Source organism: Pseudomonas sp. 8(2025) (genome assembly GCF_052665325.1).
Genome location: NZ_JBQOIE010000013.1, coordinates 113,377 through 130,201 on the forward strand (window position 1 = coordinate 113,377; position 16,825 = coordinate 130,201).

General features: G+C 61.9%; 17 protein-coding genes. All 17 read right to left on the reverse strand.

What is annotated here, in order from left to right:
- Positions 1-53: 53 nt before the first annotated feature.
- The 17 genes from fliM to fliS all read right to left on the reverse strand — a co-directional run bounded on the left by fliM (position 54) and on the right by fliS (position 16,710).
- Positions 54-1,022, reverse strand: a complete 969-nt coding sequence (gene fliM, locus ACUXVH_RS23235) for a flagellar motor switch protein FliM (RefSeq protein ID WP_011059984.1) — start codon at positions 1,020-1,022, stop codon at positions 54-56.
- Positions 1,023-1,031: 9 nt separating this feature from the next.
- On the reverse strand, positions 1,032-1,532 hold the full coding sequence (gene fliL / locus ACUXVH_RS23240; protein WP_065363382.1) for a flagellar basal body-associated protein FliL: 501 nt from the start codon (positions 1,530-1,532) through the stop codon (positions 1,032-1,034).
- 191 nt (positions 1,533-1,723) lie between these two features.
- Positions 1,724-3,118 carry a flagellar hook-length control protein FliK gene (locus ACUXVH_RS23245; protein ID WP_065363381.1) on the reverse strand — a complete coding sequence of 465 codons (1,395 nt, stop codon included), beginning with the start codon at positions 3,116-3,118 and terminating at the stop codon, positions 1,724-1,726.
- A gap of 98 nt (positions 3,119-3,216) precedes the next feature.
- On the reverse strand, positions 3,217-3,561 hold the full coding sequence (locus tag ACUXVH_RS23250; RefSeq protein WP_011059981.1) for an Hpt domain-containing protein: 345 nt from the start codon (positions 3,559-3,561) through the stop codon (positions 3,217-3,219).
- A 30-nt stretch (positions 3,562-3,591) separates the two neighbouring features.
- Positions 3,592-5,298, reverse strand: a complete 1,707-nt coding sequence (locus ACUXVH_RS23255) for a fused response regulator/phosphatase (RefSeq protein ID WP_065363380.1) — start codon at positions 5,296-5,298, stop codon at positions 3,592-3,594.
- Between the two features lie 5 nt (positions 5,299-5,303).
- Positions 5,304-5,609, reverse strand: a complete 306-nt coding sequence (locus ACUXVH_RS23260) for an STAS domain-containing protein (protein ID WP_011059979.1) — start codon at positions 5,607-5,609, stop codon at positions 5,304-5,306.
- Positions 5,610-5,696: 87 nt separating this feature from the next.
- Positions 5,697-6,146 carry a flagellar export protein FliJ gene (gene fliJ, locus ACUXVH_RS23265; protein ID WP_011059978.1) on the reverse strand — a complete coding sequence of 150 codons (450 nt, stop codon included), beginning with the start codon at positions 6,144-6,146 and terminating at the stop codon, positions 5,697-5,699.
- A gap of 6 nt (positions 6,147-6,152) precedes the next feature.
- Complete coding sequence (gene fliI / locus ACUXVH_RS23270) at positions 6,153-7,511, reverse strand: flagellar protein export ATPase FliI (RefSeq protein ID WP_047284543.1); 1,359 nt, start codon at positions 7,509-7,511, stop codon at positions 6,153-6,155.
- Positions 7,501-8,346, reverse strand: a complete 846-nt coding sequence (gene fliH / locus ACUXVH_RS23275; protein ID WP_065363379.1) for a flagellar assembly protein FliH — start codon at positions 8,344-8,346, stop codon at positions 7,501-7,503. Before fliH ends, fliI begins: the two co-directional genes overlap by 11 nt.
- A gap of 9 nt (positions 8,347-8,355) precedes the next feature.
- A complete protein-coding gene (fliG, locus tag ACUXVH_RS23280) occupies positions 8,356-9,375 on the reverse strand; it encodes a flagellar motor switch protein FliG (RefSeq protein WP_011059975.1) in 1,020 nt (339 codons plus the stop codon).
- Positions 9,368-11,155 (reverse strand): flagellar basal-body MS-ring/collar protein FliF, encoded by a 1,788-nt coding sequence (gene fliF / locus ACUXVH_RS23285; protein ID WP_065363378.1) that lies wholly within the window; start codon positions 11,153-11,155, stop codon positions 9,368-9,370. Before fliF ends, fliG begins: the two co-directional genes overlap by 8 nt.
- 15 nt (positions 11,156-11,170) lie before the next feature.
- Complete coding sequence (gene fliE / locus ACUXVH_RS23290) at positions 11,171-11,497, reverse strand: flagellar hook-basal body complex protein FliE (protein WP_011059973.1); 327 nt, start codon at positions 11,495-11,497, stop codon at positions 11,171-11,173.
- 128 nt (positions 11,498-11,625) lie between these two features.
- On the reverse strand, positions 11,626-13,032 hold the full coding sequence (locus ACUXVH_RS23295; RefSeq protein ID WP_065363377.1) for a sigma-54-dependent transcriptional regulator: 1,407 nt from the start codon (positions 13,030-13,032) through the stop codon (positions 11,626-11,628).
- Positions 13,033-13,037: 5 nt separating this feature from the next.
- Complete coding sequence (locus ACUXVH_RS23300; protein ID WP_176707078.1) at positions 13,038-14,231, reverse strand: sensor histidine kinase; 1,194 nt, start codon at positions 14,229-14,231, stop codon at positions 13,038-13,040.
- A 128-nt stretch (positions 14,232-14,359) separates the two neighbouring features.
- The gene (locus ACUXVH_RS23305) at positions 14,360-15,835 is read right to left on the reverse strand and encodes a sigma-54 dependent transcriptional regulator (RefSeq protein WP_011059970.1); all 1,476 of its coding nucleotides are present in this window, start codon (positions 15,833-15,835) and stop codon (positions 14,360-14,362) included.
- 171 nt (positions 15,836-16,006) lie between these two features.
- On the reverse strand, positions 16,007-16,303 hold the full coding sequence (locus tag ACUXVH_RS23310; protein WP_011059969.1) for a hypothetical protein: 297 nt from the start codon (positions 16,301-16,303) through the stop codon (positions 16,007-16,009).
- A gap of 11 nt (positions 16,304-16,314) precedes the next feature.
- Complete coding sequence (gene fliS / locus ACUXVH_RS23315; RefSeq protein WP_065363375.1) at positions 16,315-16,710, reverse strand: flagellar export chaperone FliS; 396 nt, start codon at positions 16,708-16,710, stop codon at positions 16,315-16,317.
- Positions 16,711-16,825: the final 115 nt, after the last annotated feature.

Below are 16,825 nucleotides of genomic sequence, written 5' to 3' on the forward strand. Positions count from 1 at the left end.
TAGGTCCTCGACGGGCAAAAATTCATTGAACAGCAAACAGGTTGGAGCGCCGCTCAACGGCGCTCGATCGGCTCGATCACTTGCAGCGCCAGGTTGCCCTTGTGGGAACCCAGCTTGACCTTGAACGACGGCACGCCATTGGCGCGCATGATCATGTCTTCGGGCAGTTCCACCGGGATTACATCGCCAGGCTGCATGTGCAGGATGTCCCGCAGGCGCAACTGACGACGGGCGACAGTGGCGCTCAGCGGCACGGCCACATCCAGCACGTCCTCGCGCAGAGCCTTGCTCCAGCGTTCGTCCTGGTCGTCCAGGTCGGACTGGAAGCCGGCGTCGAGCATTTCGCGGATCGGCTCGATCATCGAATACGGCATGGTCACGTGCAGATCGCCGCCACCGCCATCGAGCTCGATGTGGAAGGTCGACACCACGATGGCTTCGCTGGGACCGACGATGTTGGCCATGGCCGGGTTCACTTCCGAGTTTATGTACTCGAAGTTGACCGGCATGATCGCCTGCCATGCTTCCTTGAGATCGACGAAGGCCTGCTCCAGCACCATGCGCACCACCCGCAGTTCGGTCGGGGTGAATTCGCGCCCTTCGATCTTCGCGTGGCGGCCATCGCCGCCGAAGAAGTTGTCCACCAGCTTGAACACCAGCTTGGCGTCAAGAATGAACAGCGCGGTGCCGCGCAGCGGCTTGATCTTCACCAGGTTCAGACTGGTGGGTACGTACAGCGAGTGCACATACTCGCCGAACTTCATTACCTGCACGCCACCCACTGCCACGTCAGCCGAACGGCGCAGCATGTTGAACATGCTGATACGGGTATAGCGGGCGAAACGCTCGTTGATCATTTCCAGGGTCGGCATGCGTCCACGGACGATGCGATCCTGGCTGGTCAGGTCGTAGCTTTTGACACTGCCGGGCTCGGCAGCGTGTTCGGTCTGTACCAGACCGTCGTCGACGCCATGCAACAGCGCATCGATCTCATCCTGGGACAGCAGGTCCTGCACGGCCATGTCGTGTTCCTACTGCAGTACGAAGTTAGTAAAGAGCAACTGCTCGACCACCACTTTGCCCACCTCTTTCTGCGCCACTTCCTGAACGCTGGCGGTGGCCTTCTGGCGGAGCATTTCCTGGCCGACCGGAGTGGCCAGGGTGTCGAAATTCTGCCCGGAGAAGAGCATGACCAGGTTGTTGCGGATCACCGGCATGTGCACTTTCAGCGCATCCAGGTCGGCCTGATTGCGCGCCAGCAGGGTAATGCTCACCTGCATGTAGCGCTGCCGGCCGTTCTGCGTAAAGTTGGCAACAAAGGCTGGGGCCATGGGCTCGTAGATCGCCGCAGGCTTGACGTTGCTGGCGGTCTCTGCAGCCGGGGCCGGCTTGCTCTGAGCACTGTGCATGAAGTACCAGGTGGCGCCGACCGACAGGCCGATGGCCAGCAACAACGCCAGGACAATCAAGAGGATAAGCTTGAGTTTGCTTTTCCCTGCGGTGGGTTTTTCTGCTGCTTCGCTCTTCGCCATGCCAATAATCCGTCACTAATCGGGGGTTCACAGTCGCACGGCAAGGCAAGAGCAAGTGTTATGCCAGATTTGTCAGAAAGGCAGGGATCAACAGCGAAGGGCAACGCTGCGAAGGGAAACCTGGGGGGGCAAGCTGTTGCAGTTACACCGCGAGGATCAGTGCAGGGGCCGGTAGCGACCCCCGCCACAGGTCAGGCGTAGTAGTCGACGGCGCTGCTGCCGATCACGGTCTGTACCGGAGCCTGAACTTCTGCCACGGCCGGGGTCGACTCATCATCGCCATTGTCCAGGCGCCCGCCGCTGGTGCTGGAACCGCTGCGGCGATTCTGTTCCTGCTGCGCCTGCTCTTGGCCCTGCCAGCCACGGGACTGATCGGAGACGTTGACGTCCACCTGCCCCAGGCCCTGCTGGTTGAACATGTCGCGCATGCGGTGCATCTGCCCTTCCAGGGCTTCGCGAACGCCAGCATGGGCACTCATGAAGGTGACCTGGGTCTGCTGGTCCGGAATCATGTGCACGCGAATGTCCAGGCGCCCCAGCTCGGCCGGCTGCAACTGGATGTCTGCCGACTTGAGGTTGGTGCTGGACAGGTACATCACCCGATTGACCACCTCTTCGGTCCAGCCATTCTGGTGCATGGCCAGCGGCTGGTTGACCGGCACCGCGTTGGCCGTCTTGGGCGTCGCGGCCTGGGTCAACGCCGCCAGGCGATTGGCGAAATCATCCACCCGGGTATCACTGGAAGCCCCCTTGAGGTCCTTCAAGCCATCGGCGATCAACCCGCTAAAGGCCTTTTCGCCGCCCTGCTCGGTGCCGCTCTTGCCCGCCTGCTGCTCGAGCATGCCGGCCATGCCATTGGCGAAGTTCTGCACCGAGGCCAGCTGCCCTTCATTGCCGGCATTGCCTGGCGTGGCCTTCGGCTGGCTCTGGCTGGACGCCGACACATGGCCGCCCTGCTCCATGGCCAGGCGCACCGCAGGCAAGGCATCCAGAGGATCAGCCTCGGGGTCGAACTCAGGCTTGGCCGGCTCGACGGGTGGCGCCACCACTGCGGCAACGATGGCCGGCGCAGGGGCGACGGGAGCCGCCTCGACCTGAGGCGGCGCAGGTGTCGCCGGGGCCGGTTCAGCCGGCACCACAGGCTGCGGCGGCGCGACCTGTACCAGGCTTGGATCCAGCATCGGATCGCTGGGGGGCGGAGTGTCGGTTTGTGCGGTATCAGCCGGCTTGGCAGCATCAGTGGACGCTGTTTTGCTGTCGCTGCTGGCCGGCTTGTCGGCAGGCAAGGATTTGCCGCTATCGGCAACGACTGGCTGCGGCGCGGCAGAAGAGTCCTTGCTGACATCCTTCTTCGGGCTACTGTCAGCCCCCTTGTCGCGCACCGGCTTGGGCGAGTTGTCGGCAAAGCTTGGAGGCTTGGCCTGCGGCTGGTTCTGGGATTCCTTGGCGTAGAGCTGCGCGAAGCTGGAAGCCTTGTCCCCAGGCTCGGCAATGCTCGCCAGGGGGCTGACAGGTGCCGCTTGAGTCTTGGACTTAGCGCTGGCCTGGGCAGTGGCCTGAAGAAGCGAATTAGGGGTAACAGCCATGGGACAGTCTCCGCTGCACGGGGATCATAGGTACAGTTGGAAGACTTGACTGCAAAGGCCGGGCCAGCTTTATCAATCCGCAGATAAAAAGCTGTTTCTCAACAATGAAAGCGCTGCAGCTCCTGCTCGCACAAGCGTCGAACGATAGCGAACTCGCCGTCGATCTCCCCCACCAATTGTCGAATGCCATCCGCGGCCGACTGCCCGGCCCGCAGTTCCAGCTGATGACAGAGTTCGGCCAGGCGGGTGGCGCCCATGTTGCTGCTGCTGCCCTTGAGGCTGTGGGCGGTGGCTACCAGCAAAATCGTATCCTCGGACTTATGCAGCAACCGCACACGCTCCTCGGAATCGCAGACGAAGGTATCCAGCAGGACGGGATACTCATCCTCCATGACCTCTTGCAAAGCATTGAGCACCGTGTGGTCCAGATGAATCTCAGCCACTTGTTCACTCCTTGATCAAGAACCCGGGAATTATGCCAGAGCCTCCCAAGAAAACTCCACGCAGACACTGCGCCCATCATCTGCCCACACGGCCTGCCGGCTCATCTGCCGGATCAGACTGACGCCACGCCCCGACAGACGCTCCATATCATTGGGCCGCGCCAGGACCGCAGCCACATCGAAGCCCTCGCCACTGTCCTCGACGCGCACCACCAGGCGCCCTCCCGCTTCCAGGGGCTGCACTTGCAGATGCACCCGGACAAAGCCCTCCTGCAACTGCGCAAGCCGGGTCGAGCGTTCGCGGTAATAGCGGGTGAACCCCTCGGCATCGCGCTTGAGCCGCGAGTCGAGCTTGAGCACGCCATGTTCCAGGGCATTGGAGTAGAGCTCTGCCAAAACGCTGTACAGCGCCCCGCTCTGGGAGCGCAAGCCATGCACCTCAAGCAACAGTTGCAGCAGATAGGGCAAGGGATTGAAACGCTTGAGGGTGGCAGCCCGAAACTCGAAACTCACCGACCAGTCCAGCGGGCAGGACTGGCCACTGTCGGAGTACACCAGAGCCGGCGGCGCCAACCGGGGAAACTCCGGCAACCCCACCTCAACCATGCTCACATCATCCCGGGCACTGCCGCCAAAGCGCTCCAGGGCCTGCCGGATTTCTTCGAACAGCTGATCTTCCTGGCGATTGGCGGCAAACACCTGGTGCAATCGCTCGACGCCAAACAGTTGCTCCTCGGTATTACAGGTATCGATCACCCCATCCGACAACAGGAAGACGCGGTCTCCCGGCGCCATGGAAAACACTTCGGTGCTGTCCTCGAAGGCCTCGGCGCTCAACACACCCAAGGGCAAGTGGCGAGCCACCAGCGGCGTGCGTGCGCCGCTGGCGTGCCGATACAGATACCCTTCGGGCATGCCGCCGTTCCACACCTCCACCGCCCGCCGCTGGGAACTCAGGCACAGCAGGGTGGCACAGCAGAACATGTCCACGGGCAGGATGCGCTTGAGCTTGGCATTCATCTCCCGCAGGGTTTCCGGCAGGCCGTAGCCCTTGGCGGTCATGCCGTAGAACACCTCCGCCAGCGGCATGGCGCCTACCGCCGCAGGCAGCCCATGGCCGGTGAAATCCCCCAGCAGTACGTGCATGTCTCCGGCCGGGGTGTAGGCCGCCAACAACAGGTCGCCGTTGAACAGGGCATAGGGCGATTGCAGGTAACGGATATTCGGCGCATCCAGGCAGCCGGCATGGGCGACCTTGTCGAACACCGCCTTGGCCACCCGCTGCTCGTTGAGCAGGTAGTCGTGGTGGCGAGTGATCTGATCACGCTGGTGCAGCACGGTCTCTTGCAGACGGCGCAGGCGGTCCATTGCGTTGATCTTGGCACCCAGCACCACCGGGTTGTAAGGCTTGGCCAGAAAGTCGTCGCCACCCGCTTCCAGGCAGCGAGCCAGGGCCTCGCCGCCGCTCAAGGAGGTGAGAAAGATGATCGGCACCAGGGTCTCGCCAGCCAGGGCCTTGATCTGCCGGGCAGCCTCGAAACCGTCCATCACCGGCATCAATGCATCCATCAGCACGATGTGCGGGCGCTGTTGCTGAAACAGCTGCACCGCCTCGGCGCCGTTGCTTGCCGCCAGCACCTGATGCCCCTGGCGCCGGATGATGCTGGACAGCAGCATGCGGTCCGCTGCGCCATCTTCGGCGATCAGCACACACAGGGGCTCGAGCATCGACCGCATACCGGTCAACTGATGTCGAAAAGCTTGTCGAAGTTGGAGATGGCGAGGATCTTGCGCACATCCGAGTTGCTGTTGATTACCCGGACATCGGCGTTGTCGCCGCCGGCGTGGTCACGCAGCAACAGCAGCATGCCCAGGGCCGAACTGTCGAGATAGGTGGCTTCCTTGAGGTCCACCACGATGGACTCCGGTGTCCGGTTGAGTCGCTCGTAGGATTCGCGAAACTCCTGGTGGCGTCCGAAATCGAAACGGCCTCTGATGGAGATCGTGAGTTTTTGCCCGTCCGGGGATATTTCTGTAACGACCGACATGTGACTGCTTCCTTGTCATTGACGACGTCTAAAAGGTTTAGCACCCACTCGCCGGGGGGACAACCCGCACGGGGCAAATGAGCACCATCAGTATGGGCTCTGACGAGGCAAGCGTTGGGAAAGTTCATCCAGCAACTTCTGCTCACGCTTGTCCTCAAGCGCCCGCGCCTCGTCGATATAGCGCTGCACCAGCTTGCGCAGCCCCTCGACCCGGGCATAGGCCTGCTGCCAGGCCTCCCGGGCGCGATCGAGGTTGTTCTGGTGCCAGGCCAGGCTCTGTCGCTGCTGACCGACGGCGGTATCCAGCTGGCTGAGAAAGTACTGGTAGTTCATCAGCCAGTGGCCACTGACCCCCAACTTGCCGCGCTCGACCCACTGTTCCTGGTAGTCGCCACGAAAACGCTCCAGGTCCCCCAGCTTGCTCTCGGCCACACGCACCTGGCCGTGAAAGTACTCCAGGCGCTGGGCGGCCGTGCGCTCGGCACTCTCTGCCATGTCCACCACCGGCGCCAGGCGCGCGGCACGGCTATCAGCCATGGCCGGTTACCCGCCCGCTGCCGGAGCGAAAAGCATTTCCAGGTGGGTCTGGCTATGGCCCAGGCTGATGTTGTCATTGAGCCCCTGGCGCAGGTACGCAACCATGGCCGGATGCAGGGAAATGGCCGTATCGGTATCCCGGTCGCCGCCGGCCACATAGGCACCGACGCTGATCAGGTCCCGGGCCTGCTGGTAACGCGACCACAGCTGTTTGAAGTACTGCGCCCGCGCCATGTTGTCAGGGCTGATCACCGCCGGCATGACCCGACTGATGGAGGCCTCGATGTCGATGGCCGGGTAGTGCCCCTCTTCCGCCAGGCGCCTGGACAGCACGATATGCCCGTCGAGCACGCCCCGCGCCGAGTCGGCGATCGGGTCCTGCTGGTCATCGCCTTCGGACAATACCGTGTAGAAGGCGGTGATCGAACCGCCGCCGGCCTCGGCATTGCCGGCACGCTCCACCAGTTTTGGCAGCTTGGCGAACACCGAAGGCGGATAACCCTTGGTGGCCGGCGGCTCGCCGATGGCCAGGGCGATTTCCCGCTGGGCCTGGGCGAAACGTGTCAGGGAATCCATCAGCAACAGGACGTTCTTGCCCTTGTCGCGAAAATATTCGGCGATCCGCGTGCAGTACATCGCAGCCCGCAGACGCATCAGCGGAGCATCATCCGCTGGCGAGGCCACCACCACCGAACGCTTGAGGCCTTCCTCACCCAGGATGTGCTCGATGAACTCCTTGACCTCACGTCCCCGCTCGCCGATCAGCCCGACCACAATGATGTCGGCCTCGGTAAAGCGGGTCATCATGCCCAGCAGCACACTCTTGCCCACGCCGGTACCGGCGAACAGGCCGAGACGCTGACCGCGACCTACCGTCAATAAACCGTTGATACTGCGAATACCCACATCCAGCGGCTGGCTGATGGGGTCGCGCTTGAGCGGGTTGATGGTGGGGCCGTCCATCGGCACCCAGTCTTCGGCACGCATCGCGCCCTTGCCGTCCAGCGCCCTGCCGGCGCCGTCCAGCACACGCCCGAGCATGCTCATGCCCATGGGCAAACGGCCGGTGTCGGCCAGGGGCACCACGCGCGCGCCCGGAGCGATCCCGGCCACGCTGCCCACTGGCATCAGGAATACCTTGCTCCCGGAGAACCCCATGACCTCGGCTTCGACCTTGACCGGGTGGTAGCTGTCATCGTTGATCACCATGCACCGGGTGCCCATGGCCGCGCGCAAGCCTTCGGCTTCCAGTGTCAGGCCGACCATGCGCAGCAGGCGGCCCTCAAGGATCGGCTGGCCCGGCAGGCTGATGGCCTCGGCATAGCCCCCAAGGCGCTTGCCGAAGCTGGTGCGTTCAAGGCGCATTGCTAGGGTCCGCTGGCTCGTGCGCGGCGGCGTCAGGGTCCATAGCGGGGTCGGCGATGTCGCTCTGCGGCGCCGACGGCGTCAACGGCCCCAGGTCCAGGCCAAGGTCCGCCGCTGCCGGATGCAGCGATTGTTCGTGCAACTGGTCGGACAGCTGGTCCATGGCCTGGGCGATCCGGGTTTCCATGCTGGCGTCGATACGGCTGTACTCGGTCTCGACCCGGCAACCGCCGGGCAGCAGCGCTTCGTCCTCGACGATGCGCCAGCTTTCCTCATGGCGCTCGCGCAGGCTTTTGACCTGCTCGAAATCCTGCGGATTGACGTACAGGCGCACATTACCGACGCCCAGGGGCAGCAGCTTGAGCGCTTCGCGCATGACATGTTCGATCTGCGTGGAGTCCATCGCCAGCTCGCGCTGGATCACCTGGCGGGTGATATGCCGCACCAGCTCCACCAGGGTCTTTTCAATCTGGGTGTCCTGCTCGGCAATGGGCTCGAACAGGTTGGCCATCAGTTGCTCGAGCGCCTGCAACTTGGCGCTCAGTGCCACTTCGGCTTCCTGGCGCACTTTGAGGGTGGTGCTGTGAAAGCCCTCTTTCTCGCCGGTGGCGAACCCTTCGTTATAGGCTTCCTGGCGGATGCTCTCGAGCTCTTCAAGGGTCAGCGGCTGGACTTCCTCCAGCGGCACTTCCTCGATCTCCTCCTGCACCTCTTCCGGCTCGGGCTCAGGCTCGGGCGGCTCGGGATCGAAACTGGGCAGCGCCCAGACGTCAAAACCCTCGACGTCCCGGGCGCGAATCAGCTCGCTTTGGGACTCATCACTGCTGGACGACATAAAGCGACCTTAGATCATTTCTTCGCCGCCCTTCCCGCCGAGAACGATTTCTCCGGCTTCGGCCATACGGCGGGCAATGGTGAGGATTTCCTTCTGCGCGGTTTCCACATCGCTGACGCGAACCGGGCCCTTGGCTTCCAGGTCGTCGCGCAGCAGTTCCGCCGCACGCTTGGACATGTTCTTGAAGATCTTTTCCTTGACCCCTTCGTCCGAGCCCTTGAGAGCCAGCACCAGCACATCGGAAGAGACTTCGCGCAGCAGCGCCTGGATGCCGCGATCGTCGACATCGGCGAGGTTGTTGAAGACGAACATCAGGTCTTCGATCTGGCCCGACAGGTCTTCGTCCACTTCGCGGATCGAATCCATCAGTTGGCCTTCGATCGAGCTGTCGAGGAAGTTCATGATGTCGGCTGCACGCTTGATACCACCCAGGGTGGTCCGCGATGCGTTGGAGTTGCCGGAGAACTGCTTCTCGAGAATCTGGTTGAGTTCCTTGAGCGCCGCGGGTTGCACGGTGTTGAGCGAGGAAACCCGCAAGATGATGTCCAGGCGCGCCTTGTGGTCGAAGTTGCCGAGCACTTCGCCGGCCTGGTCAGGATCGAGGTAGGCCACCACGATGGCCTGGATCTGCGGGTGCTCGTAGCGGATCACGTCGGCAACGGCCCGCGGCTCCATCCACTTCAAGCTGTCCAGGCCGCTGGTGTTGCCGCCCAGCAGAATGCGGTCGATCAGGCCGTTGGCCTTGTCTTCGCCCAGGGCCTGGGTGAGCATCTTGCGCACGTAGTCATCGGAGCCGACGCCGAGGCTGGTCTGGTCGCCGACAATATCGACGAACTCGCTCATCACCTGTTCGACCTGCTCACGGTGCACGTTACCCATCTGCGCCATGGCCACGCCCACCCGCTGGACCTCTTTGGGGCCCATGTGGCGCAACACTTGCGCAGCATCGGTAGAACCCAGGGACAGCAGCAGAATCGCGGCTTTGTCGACCCGGGTCAGTTTGGCGGTAGCGGCTCGGTTATCACTCATCTGCGTTAATCCACTCTTTCACGACCTGAGCCACTCGACCCGGGTCTTCAGCCACCAGACTCTTGATTGCGTTCAACTGAGCGTCATAACCCTCGCTCGGGCTCGGCAGCAGAATGCTCTGCGGGCCGCCGAGGCTCACGCGGTCGTTGCCCAACTCACCGTCCAGGCCGCCCATGCCGCCCAGCTCGACGTCACTGCCCAGGCCTGCCAGTTGTTTGCTCTTGCCGCCGCCAGTGATGTTGTTGAGCACCGGACGCAACACGCCGAACACCAGCACCAGGATGAACAGCACGCCGAGCACTTGCTTGACGATGTCCCAGAACCAGGGCTGCGAGTAGAACGGAATATCGGCGATCACTTCCCCGCGTTCGGCGGAGAACGGCACGTTGATCACGCTGACGCTGTCGCCACGGCTGGCATCGAAGCCCACGGCGTCCTGCACCAGACGGGTGAAACGCGCCAATTCGTCGGCGCTCCACGGCGCTCGGCTGGTTTCGCCATTGGCCGGGTTGACCTTGACCTGGTCGTCCACCACTACCGCTACCGACAGACGATTCAGGCGACCCTGCTGCTGCTTGGTATGGCTGATGGAGCGATCGAGCTCGAAGTTCTTGGTGGATTGTTGACGCTTGTCCGACGGGTACGGCGCCAGCATCGGCTGGCCGGTGGCCGGGTCCATGATCTGTTGGCCGTTGGCGTCCAGCAGTGGCTGGCCCGGTTGCACCATGCCGGCGGCGGCAGTGGCGCCACCGGTGGTTTGTGGCGCAGAGGCCGGCGCTGGCGGCTGGTTGCTCAGAGCACCCGGCACGCCTTGCGGGCCGTTGCTGCTGGAGCGCTGCTCATTCACCGACTGCTCGCTGCGCAGGGCCGGCTGGTCGGGGTTGAACTGTTCGGAGGTGGATTCCACGGCACTGAAGTCGACGTCCGCCGAGACTTCAGCCTTGTAGCGATCGTTGCCCAGCACCGGTTGCAAGATGTTGTGCACCCGCTGGGTCAGCATGCCTTCCAGGCGGCGGCTGTAGTCGAACTGCTTGCCAGCCATGGTCAGTGCGGAGTTTTCCGCCTGATCGGACAACAGGTTGCCCTTCTGATCGACCACGGTGACCTGGGACTTGTTCAGTTCCGGAACACTGGTCGCCACCAGGTTGACGATGGCCATGACCTGGCCGGGCTCCAGGGAACGGCCGGAGTAGAGTTCTACCAGGACCGAGGCGCTGGGCTTGCGTTCATCACGCACGAACACCGAGCTTTTGGGAATCGCCAGGTGTACCCGGGCGCCCTTGACGTTGTTCAGGCTGGAGATGGTGCGAGCCAGCTCGCCTTCCAGGCCGCGACGGTAACGGGTCGCCTCCATGAACTGACTGGTACCCAGGCCCTGCTCTTTATCGAGGATCTCGAAACCGACGTTGCCGTCACCCGGCGCTACGCCAGCCGCGGCCAGCTTCAGGCGGGCTCGGGACAGGTCATCGGCCTTGACCAGCAAGGCGCCGGAATTGGGCTCTACGGTGTAAGGAATGTCGGCAGAGGCCAGGGTATCCATGACCTGCTTGGCGTCCATACCCGCCAGGCTGCCGTACAGCGGCCGGTAATCGGGTTGCTGGGACCACAGCACCACGGCAAAACCAATCGCCACGCTGGCGGCCAGGCCCACCAACAGGCCGACCTGACGCAGCATGGTCATCTGGGACAGGTTTTCCAGGAAGGACAAACCGAACAGCGGCGGTTTACCGTCGATCGGGGCGGCCTTGGCCGGTACGTTATCGGCGACTGCTTCTGCCATGACTCAATCTCGTCCTTAAACCGGCATCTGCATGATGTCTTGATACGCTTGAACCAGCTTGTTGCGAACCTGGGTCAAGGCTTGAAAAGACACGCTGGCCTTTTGCGAGGAAATCATCACGTCCGTCAGGTCGACACCGCTCTTGCCAATTTCAAAGGCACTGGACAGCTGATTGGACGCCTGCTGAGTGTCATTGACCTTGTTCACGGCCTGGCCAAGCATGTCAGCAAAGCTGCTGCCGCTGACTTCTGCCACCGCGGCGGATTTAGGCTGCGACATTGCGTCCATCTGCATGGCACGCATATCCAGCATCAACCGATTAAATTCAACACCTTGGCTCATGGTCTACTCTCTCTGACGACCCGCAATTTTTTGACGCTCACTCAGCGGTTAGTGAGGTGTTAGCAACAAGGGTGCCAGCTCCATGGCCCTTATCGACAAAAGCCCATCCCGGGCTTGCCTCTCACAGATCAGGTCGCGAACAGATAGGCCTCGACGTCCATTCCAGCATCGCGCATCTGCGCCAACTTGTAGCGCAAGGTCCGCGGGCTGATACCCAGGCGTTCCGCGGCCTCCTTGCGTCGCCCGCGCTCGGAGCGCAGGGTATCGATGATCATCTGAAACTCCCGGCGCCGCAGGTCATCGCCCAGGCCGCCGGATTCTTGAGCCGGCACCTCCACCTCGGCAGCCGTGCCACGCGCTGCCATCTGCACCACGGGCGCCAGCGCCGGCAGCGGAGCACAAGCCACAGGGCCGGCAAGACAGAAATCTTCCGGCTGGATCAAGCCCCCCTGCTGCAGGATCAATGCGCGCTGCAATGCGTTGTCCAGTTCTCTAACGTTGCCTGGCCATGGATAGGCCAGCAGGCACTCCTGGGCCTTGGCCGATAGCCTGGCCGCCGCGTGCTTCATTTTATTGACGTGCTTGGCCAGCAGGCGCTCGGCCAGCGGCAGGATATCGGCGGTACGCTCGCGCAACGGCTTCCAGGCCAGAGGAAATACCGACAAACGGTAATACAAGTCCTCGCGGAAACGGCCGGCCGCCACCTCCCCCGCCAGATCGCGGTTGGTGGTGGCAACCACGCGGATATCCAGGGTGATCGGCTTGCGCGCACCAACCCGCTCCACTTCGCGTTCCTGCAACACCCGCAGCAGCTTGGCCTGCAAGCCCAGAGGCATTTCGGAAATCTCGTCCAGCAGGATGGTGCCGCCATCGGCCTGCTCGAACTTGCCGGGCTGGGCAGCGATGGCCCCTGTGAAAGAGCCCTTTTCGTGCCCGAACAAAGTGGCTTCGAGCATGTTGTCCGGGATGGCCGCGCAGTTGATGGCGATAAACGGCTGATTGACTCGATGGGAATGCTGATGGATATAGCGCGCCAGCACCTCCTTGCCAGTGCCGGATTCACCGGAAATCAGCACCGTGGAGTCACTGCGGGCCACCCGCGCCGCCAGCTCCAGCAACTGAGCGCTGGCTGGTTCGAAGGCCACCGGCCCCTCATCCTCGCCAACACCCAGGCTGCCCAAGGCATGGCGCGCCACCAGGTCCAGCAGGGCCCGCGGCTCGAAAGGCTTGACCAGATAATCGGCCGCCCCCTGGCGCATGGCTTCCACGGCACGCTCGACGGCGCCATGGGCAGTCATCAGCAACACCGGCAGTTGTGGCTGACGGGCTCGCAGCAGGCCAAGCAATTGATGACCGTCCATGCCCGGCATGTTGACATCGCTGACCACCAGGCTGAAGGGCTCCGCGGCCACAGCCTCCAATGCTTCCTCAGCACTGCCGACAGCCTTGTAGTCATGACCGGCCAGCAGCAGGGTATCCGCCAGGGCCTCGCGCAATGCGCGGTCGTCTTCAACCAGTAGAACCTTGATTGCCATTACCTTCACTCCACTCCATGCACGCTGGAGAACAGAGGCAGTGTCACCAGCGCACAAGTACCGCGCCCAGGACGCGAGCGCAGCGACAATTCTCCCTGATGAGCACGGGCCACCGCCTTGACCACCGTCAGGCCCAGCCCGGTTCCATTGGCTTTGGTGGTGAAGAACGGCTCCCCCAAGCGCTCCAGGACCGCGGCGTCGATACCACTGCCACTGTCACTGATGCACAGCCGCAAGGTGTCGCCGCGGCTGTACAGGTGCACCTTGAGTCGCGCCGCGCCGGCACTGGCCTGCACCGCGTTCTCGATCAGATTGAGCAAGGCGCCCACCAGAGTGTCGCGATTGCACAGCAACTCACCGTGGTGGCTATCGCACTGCCAGCGCACGGCAACGTCCTGCACATGGGTCAGGGCCGCGGCCTGCAACGACTGCAACAGCGACTTGGGCGTCAGGCGATCGGTCAGGGGCAATTCGCCACGGGCGAACACCAGCATGTCGCGCACTTGATGTTCCAGCTCGTGCAAACGCTCCTTGAGCCGCCCGGCAAAGCGCTGATGGGTAGCTACCGGCAGTTCCTGCTCAGTGAGATGGCTGGCGTACAGCAGGGCCGCCGACAGCGGCGTGCGGATCTGGTGAGCCAGGGAGGCAACCATCTTGCCCAGGGAGGACAGACGCTCATGACGGGCCAACTGGTCTTGCAGATGACGGGTTTCAGTCAAGTCATTGAGCAGCACCAACTGCCCGGGCTCGGCATCCAGCGAGCGCGTGGCAATCGACAGGCGTCGACCGTCGTGCAGGGAAATTTCATGGCCATCGTCTTCGCGAGGGGCAAAGCTGCGGGCGATGATGTTGCGCCACAACTGCCCTTCCAACGGCAGCCCCAGCAGCTCGCAGGCTGCCGGGTTGGCCTCGGTGACGATGCCATGACCATCAATCACGATGACCCCGCCCGGCAACAGGTCCAGCAGGTTCTGCAGACGATTGGCCAGACGCTCCTTTTCCGCCAGCTCCTGCATGCGCTGGGCGCTGACCACCGCCAACTCGCCCTTGAGTTCGGTCACCCGGGCCTCAAGCATGCTGTAGGAGTCAGTAAGTTGGCTCGACATCTGGTTGAACAAGGCGAAGGCCTGCTCAAGACCTAGCCGGCTTGCCTGCTCTACGGACGACGATTGCCCCTGTGCATCAGGGGCAGGAGACATCTGGGCGGCTTGGGGCATCGTGCACTCTCGCGTGGCTGACCGTCAGTTAAACGGAACGTTGCAAGAGACTTAGCAATACCCGTGCCTAAAAAAAACCACCCAGTTTTCAAAGACTTGAAAAACCGGCGTCAATCATCCGCCTGTTCATCACCTTCACGACGGCTCATACCGTACTTGCGCATCTTCTCCACCAGGGTGGTGCGACGGATACGCAAACGCTCTGCGGCCCGCGCCACGATGCCATTGGCGTCGTCCAGCGCCTGCTGGATCAGCCCCTGCTCCAGGCTGCCGAGGTAGTCCTTCAGGTCCAGGCCTTCCGGCGGCAGCATGGCCGTGGCGGCAAAGTCTGGCGCGTGACCGTTGATCGCTACGCGCTCTTCCAGATCGCTGCGCAGGCTGTCCACCAACTGCTCGTCCTCGTCATCCACATAGCGGAACTTCTTCGGCAACTCGACGACGCCAATCACGCCATAGGGATGCATGATCGCCATGCGTTCCACCAGGTTGGCCAGCTCACGAACGTTACCCGGCCAGCCATGCCGGCACAGCGACATGATGGCGGCAGAGTTGAAGCGGATCGAGCCGCGCTTCTCATGCTCCATTCGCGAAATCAGCTCATTCATCAGCAGCGGAATGTCTTCCACTCGCTCACGCAGCGGCGCCATTTCAATGGGGAACACGTTGAGGCGGTAGTACAGATCCTCACGGAAGCTGCCTACCTCGATCATGCTTTCCAGGTTCTTATGGGTGGCAGCGATGATTCGCACATCAACACCCTGGGTCTTGTTGCTGCCCACGCGCTCGAACGTGCGCTCCTGCAGCACCCGCAACAACTTGACCTGCATCGGCAGTGGCATATCGCCGATTTCGTCGAGGAACAGAGTGCCGCCATTAGCCAGCTCAAAACGTCCGGCACGACTGGTGATAGCACCGGTGAACGCGCCCTTTTCATGGCCAAACAGCTCACTTTCCAGCAGCTCTGCCGGAATGGCGCCGCAATTGACCGGCACGAAAGGCGCATCGCGCCGCTTGGAGTGATAGTGCAGGTTGCGCGCTACCACTTCCTTGCCTGTTCCCGACTCGCCAAGGATCAGCACGCTGGCGTCGGTATCCGCCACCTGCTGCATCATCTGCCGCACATGCTGGATGGCGCGACTGGTGCCTACCAGGCTGCGGAAAAGATTGGGTTCACGGTGACGACCGCGCTCACGGGCCTGATCGTACATTTCACGATAGACCTGGGCCCGGTGCAGAGAGTCCAGCAATTTGCTGTAGCTGGGAGGCATTTCCAGGGTGGAAAGCACACGACGACGCTGGTCTTCAGGCAGATCAATGGAAGAATTTTCGCCCATCAACAGCACTGGAAGGAACTCATCCCAGGTTGAGAGTGTCTTTAACAGGCCCAGAAGTGCACCAGGAGCATTTACGGTCCCGATGAGGACGCAAATTACTTCGCGACTTGACGACAAAGAGCCGACAGCCTGCTGCCAGTCATGGCTACCGCAGGGTAAATTTTCTTCGCCAAGAAAATTTAAAATCACCGCCAGGTCGCGGCGGCGCACGCTATCGTCATCGATCAGCAGAATTTTGGTTTCACGCCACATGCAATAGCAACTTCCCTAGTCAACTCAATGCCCAGATAAGGGGCAAGCTAGACGCGCTTGTAGGCATTTTCTGCCTTATAGACGCCTGAAATCTGAAAACAGCCACTAGTTAAGTCAAAAAAGCGTGCACAGTCAAATTTATGGCGCGCAGTGTTCGGGATTAACTCAACATCAACCGAACAAATGGTAAACCTTTGCCGCGTTCTGTGCTTGCTGGATCTGCGACATCTCGTCGACTATCGCCTGGCGCTCCCCTGTTGCCACCTCAAGCAGTTGCCGGTAGACCCCCAACAACTCCTCCAGATTGTCGCGCAGTGCCGCCTCGTCGACCTCAGCCTCGCTGAGCACGTCCTCCATGCATGAACGGCACGCCAGGTCCAGCTCGCCAATGGCTTGCCAGTTGCGCTCGGCCAGGGCGCCGACCAGCGCCTCACGGGTTTCTTCAATGCGTTGCAGGACAGCACTCATGGTGTTTCTCCTTAAAACTGCGGACCCGGCGCGGCGATGGCATCCCAGCCCTCTTTAACCGTGCGCAGCAGATCGGCGACCTCATCGAGAATCTTCGGGTCGGTCTTGATATTGGCTTCAGCCAGACGCTTCATCATGTAGGTGTACAGACCGTCAAGATCCCCCAGGGTATCCAGGGATTTTTCCAGGTCCAGGCCCTCACGCAAACCGCCAATGATGCCTATTGCCTTACTGATGAACACACCCTTGTTGGCGATATCCTTGCGCTCGATCGCCCCCTTGGCCTGTGCAATACGATCCAGGCCGCCTTCCATCAGCATCTGCACCAGACGGTGGGGACTAGCTTCGGAGGTCTGCGCCTGCGCACCGATCTTCTGGTACTGCCGAAGGGCTAACATCGGATTCATGTAATACCTCTTCAAAACTCAAGGGTTCGTATAAGCAATATATCGACGCAACGTCAAAAAACTTTAGGCCAAATACAAAAGCCCGGAGCGCTGAAAAACGCTGCCGGGCTTTTGG